This is a genomic window from Phaeodactylibacter xiamenensis, from assembly GCF_000759025.1.
Taxonomy (GTDB): Bacteria; Bacteroidota; Bacteroidia; order Chitinophagales; family Saprospiraceae; genus Phaeodactylibacter; species Phaeodactylibacter xiamenensis.
In genome coordinates this window covers 364,324-381,373 of record NZ_JPOS01000038.1, presented here as the reverse complement: position 1 = coordinate 381,373, position 17,050 = coordinate 364,324, and the positions used below count along the sequence as shown (strand labels likewise).

The window sequence follows — 17,050 nt, the reverse complement described above, 5'->3', positions numbered from 1 at the left end:
CTAACGATAAAACGCAGATTCATGCCTTTGCCCGTCGATTCAATTTTGGCATATACTTGCTGAGGGTTATCCCAGGAATCAGCCTGGTAACTGAAGGGCCCTACAAACTTTTGATGCCGGGCCCCCTTTTGCCCATAGTGCTTATTGACCCAGTCATAAGATTTCCGGACCGCCGCTTTCAGGCGGGGGTTAGATGTAAGGCCAATGCAAAAATCAAGGTCTTGCTCCTCCACTACCTCATAAAAACCAGGGCAGGAAAAGCCGCCATCAGCCCGGACGATGATTTGAATATCCCCAAAGCGCTGGCGGATTTTCCTGGCGATTACCCGCAAAAACCTGTCATTCCATTTATTGGAGTGTACGTTGCCGGGGCGCAATACCGGCAGGATGATTTGCCCCGTTTCCCCATCTATATAAAACAGCTCATTGAGCATCCACTGCCAGTAGTAGCCGTGAAACAAACTGCCCTGCTGATCTCCATGGGTAGGGTCGTCGGTACAATCCACATCAATGATCACATACTCTTTATCAGTGGGCAAACTAGCCACATACCGGTCAACCCACCACTCAGCCAGCCGGTACACGGCGCCCATGTTCAGGCTGTTTTCCAGGCGGCTCAGCGTTGGTTGAGAACACAAGCCGTTATCCATTAGAGCTTTCAGCAAGGGGTCTTCCTTGAGGTAATCTACATCATTACAATCTTCGTAACCGCAAGCCAGCAGCATTACCCGTTGCATTATCAGCTCTTCAACACTGTAAGTGATCAGCTCAGGGTCGCGCCGGTCGGGGACCTGCTCACTGAACGCTTTGATCAATTTTGATCTTCTCGCCAGTTTGTACAGAAGGCTAAAGCCTCCATCTGAGCTGGTTTCCTGGCCCGAAAAATCGAAGGTGTATTGTTTTTTATTCTGATAAAAAGCCGTATTTTTATTACTCATTTTTGGGTATGGAGTTTTTATATTTTTTGAAGCCTAAGCAACTCTAATATAAGAACTTATACCCTTTTTTTATGCCTTGCCGTGAATAATCCGGGTTTACAACACCAATAAAGTAATTTGGAAAGAAAACAACCGTACCAGGAAAAAAATAACCGAAAAAAGCGCAACGACTATTTTGGAAAAGAAAAGACAGAACCCAACCAGCCCCTCCCTAAAAGAAAACACTCACAACCCTCGCCCCACCCGCGAAGCGAACACCAGAAGACTTGCCCAACTGCCACACTGCCGACTGCCAACTAAAAGACTGCCCAATGAAAGACTACCACACTGCCGACTACAGACTGCCCAATGAAAGCCCCCCCCTACTTCAACCGAATCCCCCCATCCACCAGCTCGATCAACTGCTCCTTGTAAAGACCTCCGATTGCTTTTTTGAAGGTTTTTTTACTCATTTCCAACTGCTCTCGGATCAGCTCAGGGTCACTTTTATCATGTAAAGCCAGAAAACCATTGGCGGTGCTGCGGAGCTTAGCCAGGATTTTTTCAGCATTAGGTTCCACCTTCGCATAACCTTCAGGCTGCAGGGTCAAGTCCAGTTTACCATCCGGGCGGACGGTTTTGACGAAGCCTTTCAGGCGTTCCCCCGGCTGCAACGTGCGGAAGATGTCACTTTTAAAAATCAGCCCCTCGTGCAAGCCGTTGACCGCTGCTTTGGCGCCCAAATCGGAAAAGCCGAGGATGAAGAGGTCTACCTCCTGCCCTTCTTCCACCGTGAGGTTATCCTGAGACAGGAAGCGGCGGAAGCGATTGGAGCCGACGAGGCGGTCGGTCTCTTCGTCTACATACACGTAGACCGGATAGTACTTGCCAGCATCCATACGCAGGTCCTGTTCGGAAAAGGGCACAAGCAGGTCTTTGTCCAGCCCCATGTCCATCCAGGCCCCGAGGGCAGAGATTTCCTTAACAAGCAGATTGGCATACTGATCACGCTGTACAAAGGGGCGCTGCGTGGTAGCGATGGGCCAGTCTTCAGAATCGGTATACACGAACACCTCTACTTCCCCACCCTCCTGCAGGCCTTCCGGCACATACTTATTGGGCAGCAGGACATCATCGCCTTCTTCATTGTGAAGGACCATACCGTGGGGCGTGGCGCGCACGGCTTTGAGATTTTGGAAGGTGCCAATTTCTATCATGATACAAAGTTAGATGGTTCTCTGACAATTTCCGCGCCTTGACGGAAATGCTTTCGCGAAAAGCTCTACTCCATCTGGTCGTATTTCTTTTCACGAAAGCATTTCCCGCATAAATTGTCAGAGAAAGGAGTTAGGCTATCTTTGACGAAAAAAGAATGGACGGCAGAAAGCGATCAAATATCAAGCCCGGGCAGCTGGTGCGCATCGTGCAAAAGCAGGATCAACGAACCGGCGAACTGACAGAAGGCTATGTGGCGCGTATTCTTACTAAATCACCACAGCACCCGCATGGTATTAAGGTTAAACTAGAAACGGGCGAGGTGGGCCGGGTGAAGGAAATTTTGGAGGAGGGCTGAGTTTTTGGAAAACCCAATTATAGGGTGATCGCCTTGAAACGGCTACAAGTATGATATTCGTATCGACAACTACGCGAATCTTTCCTTATTCAGATCGATGAGGCGCCCGCATTTTAGTATTCAGCATTCTTTGAGCATCTTCATCTGTCCAGCCTTTTGCTTCCCACACTTGATCTGCCATATCCATCGCTTTTTCTGCGAAATAATTGGCGATTAGTTGTTTGATATTTCTTAAATCTTCTTCCGGGACTTCCTGGGCAAAAAGTTTTACTAATTCTAGTTGGAGGTTTGTCAGCGGGGCACCTTCAGGGTTTAATGCTTTCATATTCTATCCTAATTTAAGTGATTTTTAAGTTAAACTCTTATTCGCTCCATATCGTTCCCTCAGCGCACCAGGTTCAGCTCTCCGGAAAAAGTCTCCCGGGTGAAGGCGGTTTCCAGTTGTACCACGTAGACGTACACGCCAATCGGTGCGGCCTTGCCGTTGACCTGCCCGTCCCACTCCAGGTTGCTATCGGAAGACTCAAAAACCAGATTGCCCCAGCGGTCGAATATTTGCAGGGTGTAGGTGGCGTTGGGGCAAACCACAAACGGGAAGAAGGTATCGTTGCGCCCATCGGCATTGGGAGAGAAGGCATTGGGCAAATAAGGCGTACAAATGTATTCCGGCTGTATCGTGTAAATGGAAGCGCACCCAAGTGAGTCTGTCACATTCAGCTCTACAACTGCGGGGTAACTCCCCACTTCCAGCACAGCAGACATACAACTGCTGCAGCTTAAGGCTTCAGCGGGGCTCCAGGTGTAATTGAAAGCAGGGTCGCCTGATGCACTGAAGGTGTGCGCACTGCCTTGCTGAATAGTCACCACCGTATCAATGCCTACTACCGGTGCGGGCAGCTCGGGCAGCTCCACAAATATGATGGAATCGCAGCCGTACTGATTGGTAAGCAACACTTCTGTGGAGGTCCCGGCCGGAAATGGAACTCCGCCGACCATAAACGTCTCACCCTCACATACAGGCACTTCGATGTAAGTAGTACTAACAGGCCTAAAAGATAGGTTGACCGTGACGATGGAATCACAACCGTCAACGCTTTGCAGTACCTCTTCTCCCGATGGATTGGACTCATTGTAATTGGTATTCCCGACCGTAATATTGAAGCCACTATTCTGACAGGCTTCCAGGGACAGGGTGTCGGTAAGGAATGGGACAAAATTGAGATCAACAGTGACAATAGAATCACAGCCATCAGCAGTAATCATGGCCTCCTGCCCATCGGGATTAGCTTCATTGTAGGTGGTTCCGTTGACCGTTATGCTGTAGCCGCTGTCCTCGCAGACTTCCTGTTGAATGTTTGTACTGAGGAACTCGACGAAGTTGATGTTCACATTGACAAGGGAGTCACAACCTGAAGCATTTTGCAGCAGTACGCTGCCAGACGGGCGGTCCACGTCAAAGACATTCCCATCCACCTCAATACTGTAGCCAGACTCGAAACAAGTAGTCCTGCCCAGGTTAATGGTATCCTGAGGAAGCCAGGTGATTTGCGTAAGCACGATGGAGTCACAGCCATTCGCAGCGGTCAGGGTATCCAGGTATTCGCCCGGTGCGTTCGCAACTCCACCATCCGGAAGTACGACCGGCTCCCCTTCACAAACCGTAAACGCCTGGTCCAAAGTGGAAATACCCTCAGCAATCCGGCAGCCCAATGCAAAGATATTGGCAGCCAGAATGTCGTTGTTATTAACAATGCTATTGCCCAGGGATATCTCTCCCGCCCCGTTGGAACACAGGATGCCCACATCGCCCAAGATGATGTCGTTCGTGGCTTCGTCAAGGGCGACCGTAGGTGCGCCGGTCACATCATTGGCGAGGATTTCGAAACCCGTTGTCGGCAAACCGGCAAAAACGCCCTGATAAGAGCCCCCCTGATTGAAAAAACTAAGGCTCCCAAAGGGCCCGTCGAAGATAGAAGAGACGGAGGTTTCCTCCTCGGGGGTATTGGGGTTGATGTTCTGATTGGCCGTGATATAGCCCCACGGACGGGCTTCGGCCTGAGTGACGATCACCAGGTTGCTTTCACAGGCCAGAGACCAGTCCCTGATATTATTGAGCGTCTGTGTGGGTACAGCGGACTCTGTAAGATCAGGCTGCCCAAAAACATCCAGGGTGAGAAACTGCCCCACGAAGATCATATCACAGCCGCAATCGTTGATCGCCTGTACACTGCTAAGGTCTGCCGGGGTGGCGCGCTTCAGCTCCAGGTCACAGGAAATGCCATTCTCACCGAATAAAGCCGGGTTTTGCAGCTTGGCCACCAGCCCACCTTCAAAGAAATCCCCATCAAAGGTGTATTCGCAGTTGGCACCAAAAGCACCACAGTAGTCCAGCTTAGAGAGGTAGCAAACGGTAATGACTTCTTCTTCCTGACAGCCACAGTCGTCTTGCGCAAAGCCGGTAACAGCAGAGAGCAGTGCCAGAAGCAAGATGGCCCCAAAAAGTAATCTTCTCATAAGTCAGGGGTGATTTCTCAGCAAGTTAAGTAAAATCCTTTTTCCTGCCTAGAGCAGCTATTCCTACTCTGCCACTTTGCTATTAACGGACATCTTATTCCGTTTCGCCCCAGCGATAACTCTGCAAATCAAGCCCGGCAAGGTCTAGTACGCGATCGGTAACAGTCGCAGCCATTTCCTCAAAAGTTTGGGGACGGCTGTAGAAGGATGGGCTCGCCGGGCAGATAATGCCGCCGGCTTCCGTCACTGCTTTCATATTATTAAGGTGTATGAGGCTGTAGGGCGTATCCCGGGGTACCAGGATGAGGCGGCGGCGTTCTTTCAGCGCAACATCGGCAGCACGTGTGGTGAGGTCGGTCGAAACCCCGGTAGCGATGCGCCCCAGCAGGCCCATAGAGCAGGGGCAAATGATCACCGTACCGTAGCGGGCAGAACCGGACGCGAAAGGCGCCATAAAATCCCGCTTATCGTAAAAGGTGAAGGGGTAGCTTTCGTAGCTTTTGTCCCCCAGCTCGTATTCCCAGTTGAACTTGGCGTTATCGCTCATCACAATGCCTACTGCTTCCAGCTGATCCTGCACCTGAACCAGGCGGTCCAGCAGTACTTTGGCGTAAATACTCCCGCTTGAGCCACCGATGCCGATTGCAATTTTGTGCTTCATAATTGTAGGTTGGTTGAGGAATAAAGGATCGAAGGGTGTGGATTGTTTTGGAAATAAAAGGTGTTTTCCCGCCGTCGCCTGTGGCTTTGGCGGGCGGTGGGTGTTTTGGGGTTTTGGGGTGTTTTGGTATTGTGGTGGGCTGGGGAGGGGCTTGGGGTTGGTATTGTGGTATTGTGGTGGTGTGGTGAGCTGGGCGGTAATCCTGGGGCTTGATCTTGTGGTATTATGGTGCTATGGTTGACCTGCCACAGGATTAGGGGCCAAGTATTGCGGGGGGAGTACCCGCATCATCTTTTACTAAGCTGATGCGAGTGTTTGTCCATCAAGTTGTCCCCAAACTCTTTCAGGCCCCAAACAGAAGGCGGCGTAAACAATTAACATCATAAACCCCCATTTTCAGCCCAAGCTTTACGGGCTTACCAGGTTGATGCTGATATTGGCATAAAAGGGATTGGTGAGGGAGTTGAGCATAGCATACTCCTGATTACCGAAAAAGCCCCGGAAAAATTCATCTCCTCCCGGTAAGGTATCTGCGTTATAGCTCCAGTTAATGCGGTACCCTGCCTGGGCTTGCAGCCATACAAAGCCAGTAAGCTGCCGTTGCCACATCGCCCGCCAGCGCATTTCGCCCCGGCGTATTTCCAGGCTTTGATTGTTCAGCGTTTCAGAAACCCCGTTGATTCGGTAGCTCTGACCTTCTAACTCAAAGCCCGCAAACAGCATATTGCGCGGGCTTAAGCTGTAGCGTACGTGTGCCCGGGCTGGCAGCAGGCATTCTACCCCCCAGGGACTGTCTTTTGCGGTCCAGTTGAGCAGGACAACCGGGATGTAGTTCATTTCTCCCACCCGATAGGTACGGGACAAGCCTACCGCCCACTGGAAGTAGTCGCTTTTCCTCCATCCGAACAGAGCCGCGGCGGAGTAACGCAAGTATTCCAGGGACTGCATATTATCGAAGGTATAGTCTCCGCTCAGATCAGCACTTCCCTGAAAAAGGAGGAAGCGGGTTTCATCAAGTGGCTTGAAAACGGTGGTATTCAGCCCGGCAGTGCGCAGGCCATTCTGATTGATGGAGCGAGCCACTTCATTGCTGATTTGATCATCAGGCTCATCAAATTGATACCGCATATCCCATATATTAGCCCCGAGTTGAACCACCAGGCTATTGCGCGAATAGACCGGGATATTGGCGACCAGCCGTACCCCCTGCGTGGAGTTTATTTGATAGGTCTCCTGGGGCACATTTGCTCCATCTTCAAAACTTCCGATGGCAGAAAAACTGGCATCATAAGAACCCTGAAAGTCATAACCCAGGGAAATCAGCTGCTGCGGGCTAATCCCGATAACTTTGGAGGAGCAATAGGTTTTCACTTCTACATCTCCGAAGTCAAAATCATCAAATTCGCCAAAATCAAGGTCGCTTTCCTGCGCCGTGCTGTCAGGCGTCTGAGCAAAGAGCCATCCGCATGACATCCACGCGAACAGCAACAACAAGATACGATAAGACATTGCGGTAGTGCTTTTTGTAGCGTTAGAATTTCAATCAAGTGCAAACAAATATGCAGGAAACGGAGGGCTCCCTGCATATTGTGACGGGTTATTTGACCCGGGTCCATACATCTGTACGGCCCAGTGCCTTAACACCGATGTACCCCCGGATATCCAGGCTCCCATCCTTTTTCATTTTAATGGTACAGCTGTAGAGGCTACCGCTTAGCGGATCGTAAATCGTTCCTTCGGTCCATTCATCGTCGCCAGCGTAAACGAAGTCTTTGAGCATCCGATAACCCAGAAGTGGCGTATCCCGCAAAGACTCGTCCGGATTGTTCTTATCCAGCTTGGGCTTTCCTGTTTCCGGATCATTGGGCTCTTTGAGCTTAACGATGCGGCCGTAGTATTTGCCTGCAATATTCTGAACTTTCACCAATGCACGGCCATTACTCGGCGCCCATACGCCAATGAGCCGGTCCGCTTCTTTTTGGTCTGCTTTTTTGTCTTGCCCGAAAGCAACCCCCACTGTGAGTATAGCGAGAGAGAAGGTAAGAAATATCGATTTCATCATGATTTTAATTGGTTAAAAGTGGTAATTGGGTAAAAAAATGGGACCTCATACCAACGGGAAACTCCTTTATTTGGTATGGGTTACATCAAACATAAAATCTCCTGAAAAGGTTATCGTGGTGTCCATCATGTCAACGGGAATATTGGCATCAATGACCCACACACATTCCCCGGAGGACAGCAATTCTGATAAGTCCGCTTCATTGGAGACCTGCAGAGTAAGGCTTGACTGGCCTTTGGGAACGGGGTTTAACACCCCCACCTGAATCATGTCGCTGGAACTGGTCACCAATTGCAACACGACATCTGAAAAGGCATCAAAGTTTTGCCCCTCCGGCGCTTTCAATACGGCAGAAGCAAGCGTTGCACTCGTTAGCTCCCCCTCCGCATTCATGGCAGGCGTAAAAGAGGCCTGTGCGGTATTAGGCCCTTGGAAAAGCGGCCCTTCCATAACAAAGGACTGGTCATTCACCGGATACTTAGAGGCCGTTTCCTGCCCACAGGAAGAAAGGAGCACCATGCCAACGACGCCTAATAAGTACGCTGTTCGAAAGAAGATAGAAAGTTTCATATTCTATTTTAGTTCACTCGTATACCCGAGTAATATTTAGCAATAATACCACGGATAAAAGTATTACTTTTCTTAATTATTTCACAACCGGGAGGTGCTTATCCCCGGTAATTTTATTGAAAGCGCAGGACATTAGACTTGGAAAAATCAAGCATTGTCTGTAATTTTATTTTAGGATAATTTTCTGCACAAATTTTTTCAGTCAAAAGCGCTATAGCCTTCCTCACTCAGGAAAGCTTCCAATAGTCAGGTTTATTGCGAGAACGAAAACGGAGTTGCTTACTGCTATATGCATGTGTACATGCTTATCAAGCCCTTACCTAATCATCCTTATGGATTACGTTAGGAAAAGACACTTGTAATGTATTGCATTGTGCCATAAGCAGCTGTACAGTTAGAAGTCAGCAATGTCTTTACTGTCATCGCTTGTTTTATTGCAAGATGGATGATGTAAGAGCACTGTTGTAAATCTGTATGTACATAACCGCTCAACGGCGCTTGAGGGAGCGCTGTGGCGGTTGTTTTCTAAAGACTTTCACTATTAAAATATTGCATTATGAAATTAAATCATATTCGGATACCAAGCTTAATTACATGCGGTTTGGTTATTTGGATTCTAATATTGAATACAGCCATTACCTATGCCCATACAGGCAAACAAAGACCCCTATCTCAAGAAAAAATTGAATTGGATAGCGTTCCGAAAAAAATTGAAACAAAGAAACCGCCTCAGGATTTTTTCCGCACCGGATCTTATATACAGAAATATAACAGGATGGGGGTGACGAAGCTTGAGTTTGTTGACGAACGTACCGGCGTTGTAGATAAAGAGGTTGATTTAGTAGGAATGAGCCCTTTTCTAGAAGTTCTCAATGCAAAGGAGAAGCCAACATACAGTAAAACCGGCTTAGTTACCAATTCCGTGCAGAGACTTGACAAATCAGGCATTGCGTTAGTAAAAAATTTCGTCGAAGACACCACCGCTTTGTCTCGTATTGACAAGGGAATAATATTAGGTTTTTCAGGGGAAGAGATTTCTGCTGAAACCCCTGGCGACCCTAAACGCAAAAACCGCAACACCGTTGCTACTTCTCACACACTTTACCTGATGGAATGCTTTACGGCTGATTGCCGAAGCTACGACGCCTTTTTGATACTTGCTGAACACAGGGTATTCAACAAACGAGGCGAAGTCATTGCTACATTTAGAACGAGTAAAGGCTCCAGTAGCGGCGCACCAGTGATTACCGGAAACGATCATTGGATGGCTGTACACTATGGTGGCGCATTAGGGCCAGATCTTTATTGGCCGGAAGGGTTATTAATTTATGATCTCAACCGGAAAAAACCTGCATTCCATACAATATTCGATACTGAACTAACGGGTCCTCTATTTCCCACTGAGGAATACTTCGTCTCCAAACGCAGGCGAAAGGATACTGTCAACATCGAAATATATCACCCAGAGCAAGAAAGCAAGTTCTTCAAATCATACTGCACAAAGAATACCTATACTTCTGGCTCTTTAGAAGATTACAAGAAAGACGGTGTCCTTTTTCATGCTCAGAATCAACCTTACCTGCCCGGTGAAAATGGCGGGAAAAAACGCTTTACAGAGCATTTCAAAGCAACCCGCCTAAAAAAGCTTTAATCCATAAAAATCAAGCTATTTAACTCCTTATTTTCATAAAAATCATTCAGCATGAAATTCGTTCCAGTCCCAATTTATGTTCTTCTCCTTCTCGGAATGGCGCTACTATCCAGCTGCACAGAAGACGATCCGCCCCAACTTCCGGAATTCCCCAAGGCTTACAGCCTCTCTGGTTATGAATCGGCTGACCGGGAGTATGTTTTAGTCACCGAACAGGGCTATACCTCCATCACTCCATCTGATTATTTTGTAAGTTACGTAGATACCATGCGGGCAACAGACTGGCTGCTTTTTGTAGGAGATAATTTCTTTATCCAGGAAATTGTGCTGCAAAATGAGACGGAGGCACAACTTACCTTTATGGATGACCCGACAACCGGAGCCACCACGCTTGCCGATAGCCTGGAGTATGAAGTTGCCGGTCAGGAAATCACTTTTACCCGGGATGGATTTGTCATGGTTTTCGACTACAACAGCGGTGCTGACCGGATTGAAATTTGTGAGGTGACTTTCCATTTTGTCGAGGAGGAAGGCTTGAATGGGACTCCCTCCTACTTCACCGCAGGTGGTGAATTTTGCCGGACTTTCGATAGTGAAGACCTGACGACTGCGGGTATAGAACAAAATGTACTGAAAGCGGGGGATACGCTCTGTACGGTAGCCACTACTTTTTTCCTGGAGCCTTGACGTTCAAGCTTCGAGGCTATGTTTGGGACAGGCCTGCTGTTGCCGATGTGCTCCGAACATAGCCTCAATCCCCACCCAACGGCACAAAGGCCCACTCCAGCCGCCCTTCCTGATACCACAACTCCAATACGTGGTCCGGACCAAAATCCGTCACATAGGCCGGGGCATATTCACGGGAAACGCTGTTGTTGATGCCCGAGCCCAGCAGCCAGATGCCTTCCGGTGTTTGAAACTCGAACTGCTTGGCACGCATGCCAAAATCCCCGCCGATGCACACGACCTCCACCCCACGCTGCTTCACCCGGACCAGTTCAGGGTACCAGGTGGCAGTGAGCTCAGAAAGGCTGTCGCAAGTCGTAAAAAACGGCGTAGGGTTCACATTGAAGGTCCGTAGCGTATCGCCACCCTGTGGCTCCACCATCAGATCACTGAACAGCGCGTGGTGGTGCAGAATCACCCAGTGCGTGGATTCGCTGATTGTATCCGCCACGTTTTGTACCATTTGCCACTGCGCCATTTTATCCGCACAGTTTTCCTGTGGCGGGGTGGAAGGGTAAGGCCAGAACAAATTGGTGTTGAGTACCGTCAGGCAGAAGCCATCCTCCCATACCGTATAATACGGAGGGGAAGGCAAGCGGCTTAGTACGTTTTCCCGTTCGCCATAGTCCCAGTCGTGATTGCCCAGAGCCCAGTGGGTGCGCTCCAGATTGAATACAGAGTCAAGGTAGTCCATCGTCGCGGGGTCCTTGCCCGTACGGGCGCAAACGTCACCACCCAGCCAAACAGCCTCATAAGGCTCGTAGTCGAAAGCCTCCAGACGGGGGTCCACCTGATCTTCTGTACCCCACTCATAGGGGTGCCCCAGGAAGAGAAAGCGGCGGGGCTCTTTTTCCGGCTTGCAACCCATGAGCAACACCCCGGCCATTAAGCTATAGAAAACAGCAATGCGAAAAAAAACCGTATCGGCCACAGTAATTTCGTTCAACCTAACAATATGTTTACTTACACAAAATACCTTCTTTTGACAATACACTGACCAAGGGGTGACAAAAATCACCCTCAGGCTTTGACTAAGGTCATCTTAGCCCCCTGCCACCGCCTCTATCTTGCACTCAAATTGAATTAGACACAAGATATGAAAATCATTATCCTCCTGATCATACTAAGCCTTATTGTGGCTTTAGGCTTCCTTTCGGCCTTCTTTTGGGCGGTCAGGGACGGCCAGTTTGATGACGACGTCAGCCCCGCCATGCGGATACTCTTTGACGACGACCAACCGGAAAACAACAAAAATACTACAACAACTAAATCGTAACCTAAAATGGCGCAAGTAGAACAATTCCAGTACGATAATGCCATTGTGCGTAAGTTTGCTTACGCGACGATGGTGTTTGGTGCGGTAGGCATCCTGGTAGGGCTTTTGGCAGCCCTGCAGCTCGTCTTCCCGGCACTGAACTTCGCTACTGCAGAGACCACCTTTGGGCGTATCCGCCCCTTGCATACCAACGCGGCGATCTTCGCTTTCGTTGGTAATGGTATTTTCATGGGTGTGTACTATTCGTTGCAGCGACTGCTGAAAACGAACATGTACAGCAAATTCCTTAACGAGTTTCACTTCTGGGGCTGGCAGGCGATTATCCTCGCCGCGGCTATTTCCCTCCCTCTTGGTATTACCAGCTCAAAAGAGTATGCCGAGTTGGAGTGGCCCATCGACCTTGCTATCGCAGCAGTATGGGTAGCCTTTGGTGTGAACATGTTTGGGACCATCCTCAAACGCCGGGAAAACCACCTGTACGTAGCCATCTGGTTTTACATTGCTACCTGGGTAACCGTAACGGTACTCCACATCGGCAACAACCTGGAAATCCCGGTGAGCATGTGGAAAAGCTACCCGGTATTCGCTGGTGTTCAGGATGCCCTGATTCAATGGTGGTATGGCCACAATGCGGTGGCTTTCTTCCTGACCACGCCTTACCTGGGCCTCATGTACTACTTCCTGCCTAAAGCAGCGAACCGCCCGGTTTACTCTTATCAGCTGTCGATCATCCACTTCTGGGCACTGATCTTCATCTACATCTGGGCAGGTCCTCACCACTTGCTGTACACGTCTTTGCCTGACTGGGCACAGTCGCTGGGTACGGTATTCTCCATTATGTTGATCGCGCCATCCTGGGGTGGTATGCTCAACGGCCTGCTAACCCTGCGGGGGGCATGGGACCGCGTTCGTCAGGATCCCATCCTGAAGTTCATGGTGGTTGCCGTTACCGCTTATGGTATGGCGACTTTTGAAGGCCCGATGCTTTCCATCAAATCTGTTAATGCAATCAGTCACTTTACCGACTGGACCGTAGGCCACGTACACATTGGCACACTGGGCTGGAACGGCTTCCTGACCTTCGGTGTACTCTACTGGCTGATCCCAAGAATATTCCAAACGCAGCTGTATTCTCAGAAACTGGCCAATGCGCACTTCTGGATCGGCACGCTGGGTATTATGTTCTACTCTATCCCATTGTACTGGGCAGGTTGGACACAGTCCCTGATGTGGAAGCAGTTTACTCCTGATGGCTTCCTGCAGTACGGCAACTTCCTGGAAACTGTTACGCAGATTATCCCTATGTACGCCCTGCGCGCCGTAGGTGGTGCATTATATGTAGGCGGTTACTTTGTGATGCTTTACAACCTCGTGAAGACGATCAAGTCGGGTACTTTCCAGGCTTACGAAGCGGCTGAGGCGCCTGCACGGGTTGCTACTGCCGGTGCCCACAAGGGCGAACACTGGCACCGCTGGATAGAGCGCCGCCCGGTACAATTGCTGATCGGCTCTACGATCGCGATTCTGATCGGCGGTATGGTGGAAATCTTCCCGATGGTCATGATTGGCGATCAGGTTCCTAAGATTGAATCCGTGAAGCCTTACACCGCGCTGGAACTGCAAGGCCGTGACCTTTACATCCGTGAAGGCTGTATCAGCTGCCACACTCAAATGGTGCGCCCATTCCGCTCAGAGACGGAGCGCTACGGCGAGTACTCCAAGTCTGGCGAGTTCATTTACGACCGTCCATTCCTTTGGGGCTCCAAGCGTACCGGGCCGGATTTGCACCGCCTGGGCAACAAGTACCCGGACAGCTGGCACTACAACCACATGCTTGATCCAACGAGTATGTCTCCAGGCTCCATCATGCCGGTTTATCCCTGGCTGATTGAAGATGACCTGGACAACAGCCTGCTGCCTGCAAAAATTGCCGTGCTGCGCACACTTGGCACACCTTACGAAGAAGGGTATGAAGAAGAAGCCATTGCAGATGCTGAGAAGCAAGCTGCCGAGGTGGCTGCCCGCCTGCGCAAGGATGGCATCGAAGGCGACAATCTGGAGCAAAAAGAGATCATTGCCCTGATCGCTTACCTGCAGCGCCTTGGTACAGACATCAAGCCTGCGCCACAAGCCGGCAACTAAAATTAAAGAACTGGTGGCGGGCCTTCTCAACGGCAGGCCTGCCCCCTTCAAATAAAAATCACCATGTTTAAATACATTCTCGAAGGTGCGGGCAACATCAACTGGATGGCGATAGCGTCCCTGTTGACCTTCATGGCCGTATTCCTTGTCAGTGCGATGATGGCTTTCCGAAGCAAGCCTGCATTTATTGATAAGATGGCGAATATGCCACTTGATGACTCCACCCCATCTTTTAACGCTGAAAATGATCGACATGAAAAATAAATCACTCAAGGCGCTGCCCCTGATGTTGCCGCTGCTCCTGCTTACTGTCGCAGCACAGGCACAGGACGCTGCAGATGGAGGCTCGAACCCTTACTTCTACGACAACTTCCTGTTCTGGTCGCTGGCGGCTCTGGCCGGCACAGTGATTGTGGCAGCGATCGTTGCGCTTTTCCACCTCCTCAATGTGATGGTAAAGGTCAATCAGATCCGCATATTCCAGGAGATGGGGCTGGAAGCTTACGAAAAAGAAGTGCAGAAAGCCAAAGAGCCTTTCTGGGACCGCATGTACAAGCGGTGGACCGATGCCGTGCCCGTGGAGAAAGAGCAGGACGTTATGCTCGACCACGATTATGATGGTATTAAGGAGCTGGACAACAGCCTGCCACCCTGGTGGGTCGCTATGTTCTACATTACTATCGCCTTTGCGGTGGTCTACATGACTTACTACCACTTCACTGATGCCGGCGCCGGCTCAGCTGAAGAGTACGAGATGGAAATGGAGCGTGCCGAGAAGGCGGTTCAGGCTTACCTTGCCACACAGGCCAACCTGGTTGATGAGACCAATGTAACAGCGCTGACTGATGCAGCTGGCCTGGAAACGGGTCAGAACATCTTCAATGCCAACTGTGCTGCCTGCCACGGTATGCTGGGCGAAGGGGGTGTCGGGCCGAATATGACTGACAATTACTGGATCCACGGTGGCGACATCAAGGACATCTTCAAGACCGTCAAGTACGGTGTCCCTGAAAAAGGCATGATTGCCTGGAAGTCTCAGCTGAGCGCAGCTGACATGCACAAGGTATCCAGCTACATCCTGACCCTTGTTGGCACCAACCCACCCAATGCCAAGGAGCCACAGGGCGACCTGTACGAGCCTCAGGCTGATGCGGTGGAACAACCCGCTGCAGATTCCACCAGCACTGCTGCTGAGCCGGAAGATGCCCTGGGCATGAACAAATAGATTATTAAAAGGAGCTCTGCTAAAGCGGGGCTCCTTTCCCAACTATTAATTCCTCCAAAGCCGGAGTCACCCTCACGTAACCCAATAAACACCACCCAGCGCTTAACACACTTTAATCATACTACGTTATGAATGCAACCGATCCGATCATAGACACTGAAGACTATCGCGACAAAATCGCGACGGTGGATGATTCGGGCAAGCGCGTCTGGATTTATCCAAAAAAGCCTAAGGGCCGCTTCACCAATGCGCGCACTTACCTAAGCTGGGTATTGCTCGCTTTCCTGTTTGGGATGCCATTTATTAAAGTGAATGGAGACCCTTTATTGCTTTTCAATATTCTGGAGCGGAAGTTCATCCTTTTCGGCATTCAGTTTATGCCGCAGGACTTCCACCTGTTTGTACTGGCCATGTTGACGCTTATTGTCTTCATTGTGCTCTTTACCGTTGTCTGGGGAAGGCTCTTCTGCGGATGGGTTTGCCCACAGACCATCTTTATGGAAATGGTTTTCCGGAAGATCGAATACGCCATAGAAGGGGACGCCAACGCTCAAAAAAGACTTAATAATGCCCCCTGGACGACTCAGAAAATCATTAAAAAAGTCAGCAAGCAGGCCATATTTTTTGCCATCTCCGTGCTTGTTGCCAATACCTTCCTGGCTTACATCATCGGTGTCGATGAAGTGATTCAGATTGCTACCGAACCGGTGTCACAGAACCTCTCAGGCTTTATTGCAATGATCCTGTTCTCCGGCGCTTTTTACTTTGTTTTCTCCTACCTGCGCGAACAGGTATGCGTAACGATTTGCCCCTACGGCCGCCTTCAGGGCGTTATGTTGGATCAGAACTCTATCGTAGTAGCCTACGACTTTGTACGTGGTGAGCCCAGAGGCAAGCTGAAAAGGGGGAAAAAGAACAAACCAGCCCCAACTAACGGGAATGGCAGTACTGCCAATCCTATTGCGCAAATGCAAACAGATATTGCCACCGCAGAAGTGGCGACCGCACCCGTAGGAAAAGACTATTCCACCCCTCCCGGTGCCAATCCGGCAGAGACGATGAAAAAAGCCCTCGGCGACTGTATTGACTGCGGGCTTTGCGTCAAGGTATGCCCCACCGGCATCGACATCCGCGATGGAACGCAGCTCGAATGCGTGAACTGTACCGCCTGTATTGATGCCTGTGATGAAGTCATGGACAAGATCGACCGGCCCCGCGGGCTCATCCGCTATGACAGCTACAACGGTATTGAATCCGGCAGGAAGAAGCTCTTCACCACACGGGTTCTTGCCTACACTGCTGTACTGGCCCTGCTTGTGGTCGTCAACATCGTACTGCTGATGTCCCGCACAGATGTAGAGACCCTGCTGCTGCGTACCCCTGGCACACTTTACCAGAAAGTGGACGAGACGTATATCAGTAACCTCTACAACTATCAGGTCATCAACAAGACCGCAGAGGAAGTGCCTGTGGAGTTCAAGCTCATCGGTGACATCCCCGGCCGGATAAGGCTCGTCGGCAAGCCACCGGTAGCCGCTGCCGGCAAAGTGGCCGAAGGTGCCCTGTTCATTGATTTGGACAAAGCAGCACTGGAATCCAGGAAGACCAAAGTCATCCTCGAAGTGTACTCCAACGGAGAGCTCGTGGATAAGGTCAAGACCAACTTCCTTGGCCCGGTTAAATAAAATTTGAGTTTTGGTTAATGCAGAGGGAGGGGCCTACTGGCTCCCCCT

General features: G+C 50.1%; 17 protein-coding genes. 8 read left to right on the top strand and 9 right to left on the bottom strand.

Annotated features, from left to right (window positions below; translation table 11 throughout):
• Both IX84_RS16410 and IX84_RS16405 read right to left on the bottom strand, forming a co-directional pair.
• On the bottom strand, window positions 1–938 hold a 938-nt coding region (locus tag IX84_RS16410), incomplete at its 3' end, for an IS1380 family transposase (protein ID WP_044223106.1).
• Window positions 939–1,300: 362 nt separating this feature from the next.
• A complete protein-coding gene (locus IX84_RS16405) occupies window positions 1,301–2,134 on the bottom strand; it encodes a CvfB family protein (RefSeq protein WP_052516073.1) in 834 nt (277 codons plus the stop codon).
• Between the two features lie 155 nt (window positions 2,135–2,289).
• On the opposite strand from IX84_RS16405, the gene IX84_RS16400 reads away from it, so the two are divergent.
• Entirely contained in the window at window positions 2,290–2,490 is a 201-nt protein-coding gene (locus tag IX84_RS16400) for a YwbE family protein (protein ID WP_044223102.1), read from the top strand.
• A gap of 85 nt (window positions 2,491–2,575) precedes the next feature.
• Here the strand turns inward: IX84_RS16400 and IX84_RS16395 are convergent, their stop codons facing one another.
• The 6 genes from IX84_RS16395 to IX84_RS16370 form a co-directional block, all read right to left on the bottom strand.
• A complete protein-coding gene (locus IX84_RS16395; protein ID WP_044223100.1) occupies window positions 2,576–2,815 on the bottom strand; it encodes a hypothetical protein in 240 nt (79 codons plus the stop codon).
• A gap of 59 nt (window positions 2,816–2,874) precedes the next feature.
• Window positions 2,875–5,004 carry a gliding motility-associated C-terminal domain-containing protein gene (locus tag IX84_RS16390; protein WP_044223098.1) on the bottom strand — a complete coding sequence of 710 codons (2,130 nt, stop codon included), beginning with the start codon at window positions 5,002–5,004 and terminating at the stop codon, window positions 2,875–2,877.
• 94 nt (window positions 5,005–5,098) lie between these two features.
• Window positions 5,099–5,665 carry a UbiX family flavin prenyltransferase gene (locus IX84_RS16385; protein WP_173426310.1) on the bottom strand — a complete coding sequence of 189 codons (567 nt, stop codon included), beginning with the start codon at window positions 5,663–5,665 and terminating at the stop codon, window positions 5,099–5,101.
• Between the two features lie 408 nt (window positions 5,666–6,073).
• Window positions 6,074–7,174, bottom strand: coding sequence for a DUF6268 family outer membrane beta-barrel protein (locus tag IX84_RS16380; protein WP_052516070.1), 1,101 nt, complete (start codon window positions 7,172–7,174; stop codon window positions 6,074–6,076).
• Between the two features lie 88 nt (window positions 7,175–7,262).
• Window positions 7,263–7,727, bottom strand: coding sequence for a DUF2147 domain-containing protein (locus tag IX84_RS16375; RefSeq protein ID WP_202965258.1), 465 nt, complete (start codon window positions 7,725–7,727; stop codon window positions 7,263–7,265).
• 66 nt (window positions 7,728–7,793) lie between these two features.
• A complete protein-coding gene (locus IX84_RS16370) occupies window positions 7,794–8,297 on the bottom strand; it encodes a hypothetical protein (protein ID WP_152605097.1) in 504 nt (167 codons plus the stop codon).
• A 556-nt stretch (window positions 8,298–8,853) separates the two neighbouring features.
• Between IX84_RS16370 and IX84_RS16365 the strand changes: the two genes are divergently transcribed.
• Window positions 8,854–9,948 (top strand): hypothetical protein, encoded by a 1,095-nt coding sequence (locus tag IX84_RS16365; RefSeq protein WP_044223088.1) that lies wholly within the window; start codon window positions 8,854–8,856, stop codon window positions 9,946–9,948.
• A gap of 51 nt (window positions 9,949–9,999) precedes the next feature.
• Window positions 10,000–10,635, top strand: a complete 636-nt coding sequence (locus IX84_RS16360) for a hypothetical protein (RefSeq protein ID WP_152605096.1) — start codon at window positions 10,000–10,002, stop codon at window positions 10,633–10,635.
• 64 nt (window positions 10,636–10,699) lie between these two features.
• Here IX84_RS16360 and IX84_RS16355 read toward each other — a convergent pair whose 3' ends face one another.
• Window positions 10,700–11,620, bottom strand: coding sequence for a metallophosphoesterase (locus IX84_RS16355; RefSeq protein WP_044223081.1), 921 nt, complete (start codon window positions 11,618–11,620; stop codon window positions 10,700–10,702).
• Between the two features lie 150 nt (window positions 11,621–11,770).
• On the opposite strand from IX84_RS16355, the gene ccoS reads away from it, so the two are divergent.
• The 5 genes from ccoS to IX84_RS16330 all read left to right on the top strand — a co-directional run bounded on the left by ccoS (window position 11,771) and on the right by IX84_RS16330 (window position 17,002).
• Window positions 11,771–11,950: a cbb3-type cytochrome oxidase assembly protein CcoS gene (ccoS, locus tag IX84_RS32980; protein WP_044149403.1), complete on the top strand. Its 180-nt coding sequence runs from the start codon at window positions 11,771–11,773 to the stop codon at window positions 11,948–11,950.
• A gap of 6 nt (window positions 11,951–11,956) precedes the next feature.
• Window positions 11,957–14,092, top strand: a complete 2,136-nt coding sequence (gene ccoN / locus IX84_RS16345) for a cytochrome-c oxidase, cbb3-type subunit I (RefSeq protein WP_044223078.1) — start codon at window positions 11,957–11,959, stop codon at window positions 14,090–14,092.
• 63 nt (window positions 14,093–14,155) lie between these two features.
• Window positions 14,156–14,356: a hypothetical protein gene (locus IX84_RS16340; RefSeq protein WP_044223075.1), complete on the top strand. Its 201-nt coding sequence runs from the start codon at window positions 14,156–14,158 to the stop codon at window positions 14,354–14,356.
• Entirely contained in the window at window positions 14,346–15,317 is a 972-nt protein-coding gene (locus tag IX84_RS16335) for a cbb3-type cytochrome c oxidase N-terminal domain-containing protein (RefSeq protein ID WP_152605095.1), read from the top strand. Before IX84_RS16340 ends, IX84_RS16335 begins: the two co-directional genes overlap by 11 nt.
• A 128-nt stretch (window positions 15,318–15,445) precedes the next feature.
• Window positions 15,446–17,002 (top strand): 4Fe-4S dicluster domain-containing protein, encoded by a 1,557-nt coding sequence (locus IX84_RS16330; RefSeq protein ID WP_044223070.1) that lies wholly within the window; start codon window positions 15,446–15,448, stop codon window positions 17,000–17,002.
• The last annotated feature ends 48 nt before the right edge of the window (window positions 17,003–17,050 follow it).

Coding starts and splice junctions, on each gene's coding strand:
- IX84_RS16395 (WP_044223100.1), bottom strand. CDS start 2,815: ATGAAAGCATTAAACCCTGAAGGTGCCCCGCTGACAAACCTCCAACTA.
- IX84_RS16385 (WP_173426310.1), bottom strand. CDS start 5,665: ATGAAGCACAAAATTGCAATCGGCATCGGTGGCTCAAGCGGGAGTATT.
- IX84_RS16390 (WP_044223098.1), bottom strand. CDS start 5,004: ATGAGAAGATTACTTTTTGGGGCCATCTTGCTTCTGGCACTGCTCTCT.
- IX84_RS16405 (WP_052516073.1), bottom strand. CDS start 2,134: ATGATAGAAATTGGCACCTTCCAAAATCTCAAAGCCGTGCGCGCCACG.
- ccoS (WP_044149403.1), top strand. CDS start 11,771: ATGAAAATCATTATCCTCCTGATCATACTAAGCCTTATTGTGGCTTTA.
- IX84_RS16370 (WP_152605097.1), bottom strand. CDS start 8,297: ATGAAACTTTCTATCTTCTTTCGAACAGCGTACTTATTAGGCGTCGTT.
- IX84_RS16360 (WP_152605096.1), top strand. CDS start 10,000: ATGAAATTCGTTCCAGTCCCAATTTATGTTCTTCTCCTTCTCGGAATG.
- IX84_RS16330 (WP_044223070.1), top strand. CDS start 15,446: ATGAATGCAACCGATCCGATCATAGACACTGAAGACTATCGCGACAAA.
- IX84_RS16375 (WP_202965258.1), bottom strand. CDS start 7,727: ATGATGAAATCGATATTTCTTACCTTCTCTCTCGCTATACTCACAGTG.
- IX84_RS16340 (WP_044223075.1), top strand. CDS start 14,156: ATGTTTAAATACATTCTCGAAGGTGCGGGCAACATCAACTGGATGGCG.
- IX84_RS16365 (WP_044223088.1), top strand. CDS start 8,854: ATGAAATTAAATCATATTCGGATACCAAGCTTAATTACATGCGGTTTG.
- IX84_RS16380 (WP_052516070.1), bottom strand. CDS start 7,174: ATGTCTTATCGTATCTTGTTGTTGCTGTTCGCGTGGATGTCATGCGGA.
- IX84_RS16335 (WP_152605095.1), top strand. CDS start 14,346: ATGAAAAATAAATCACTCAAGGCGCTGCCCCTGATGTTGCCGCTGCTC.
- ccoN (WP_044223078.1), top strand. CDS start 11,957: ATGGCGCAAGTAGAACAATTCCAGTACGATAATGCCATTGTGCGTAAG.
- IX84_RS16400 (WP_044223102.1), top strand. CDS start 2,290: ATGGACGGCAGAAAGCGATCAAATATCAAGCCCGGGCAGCTGGTGCGC.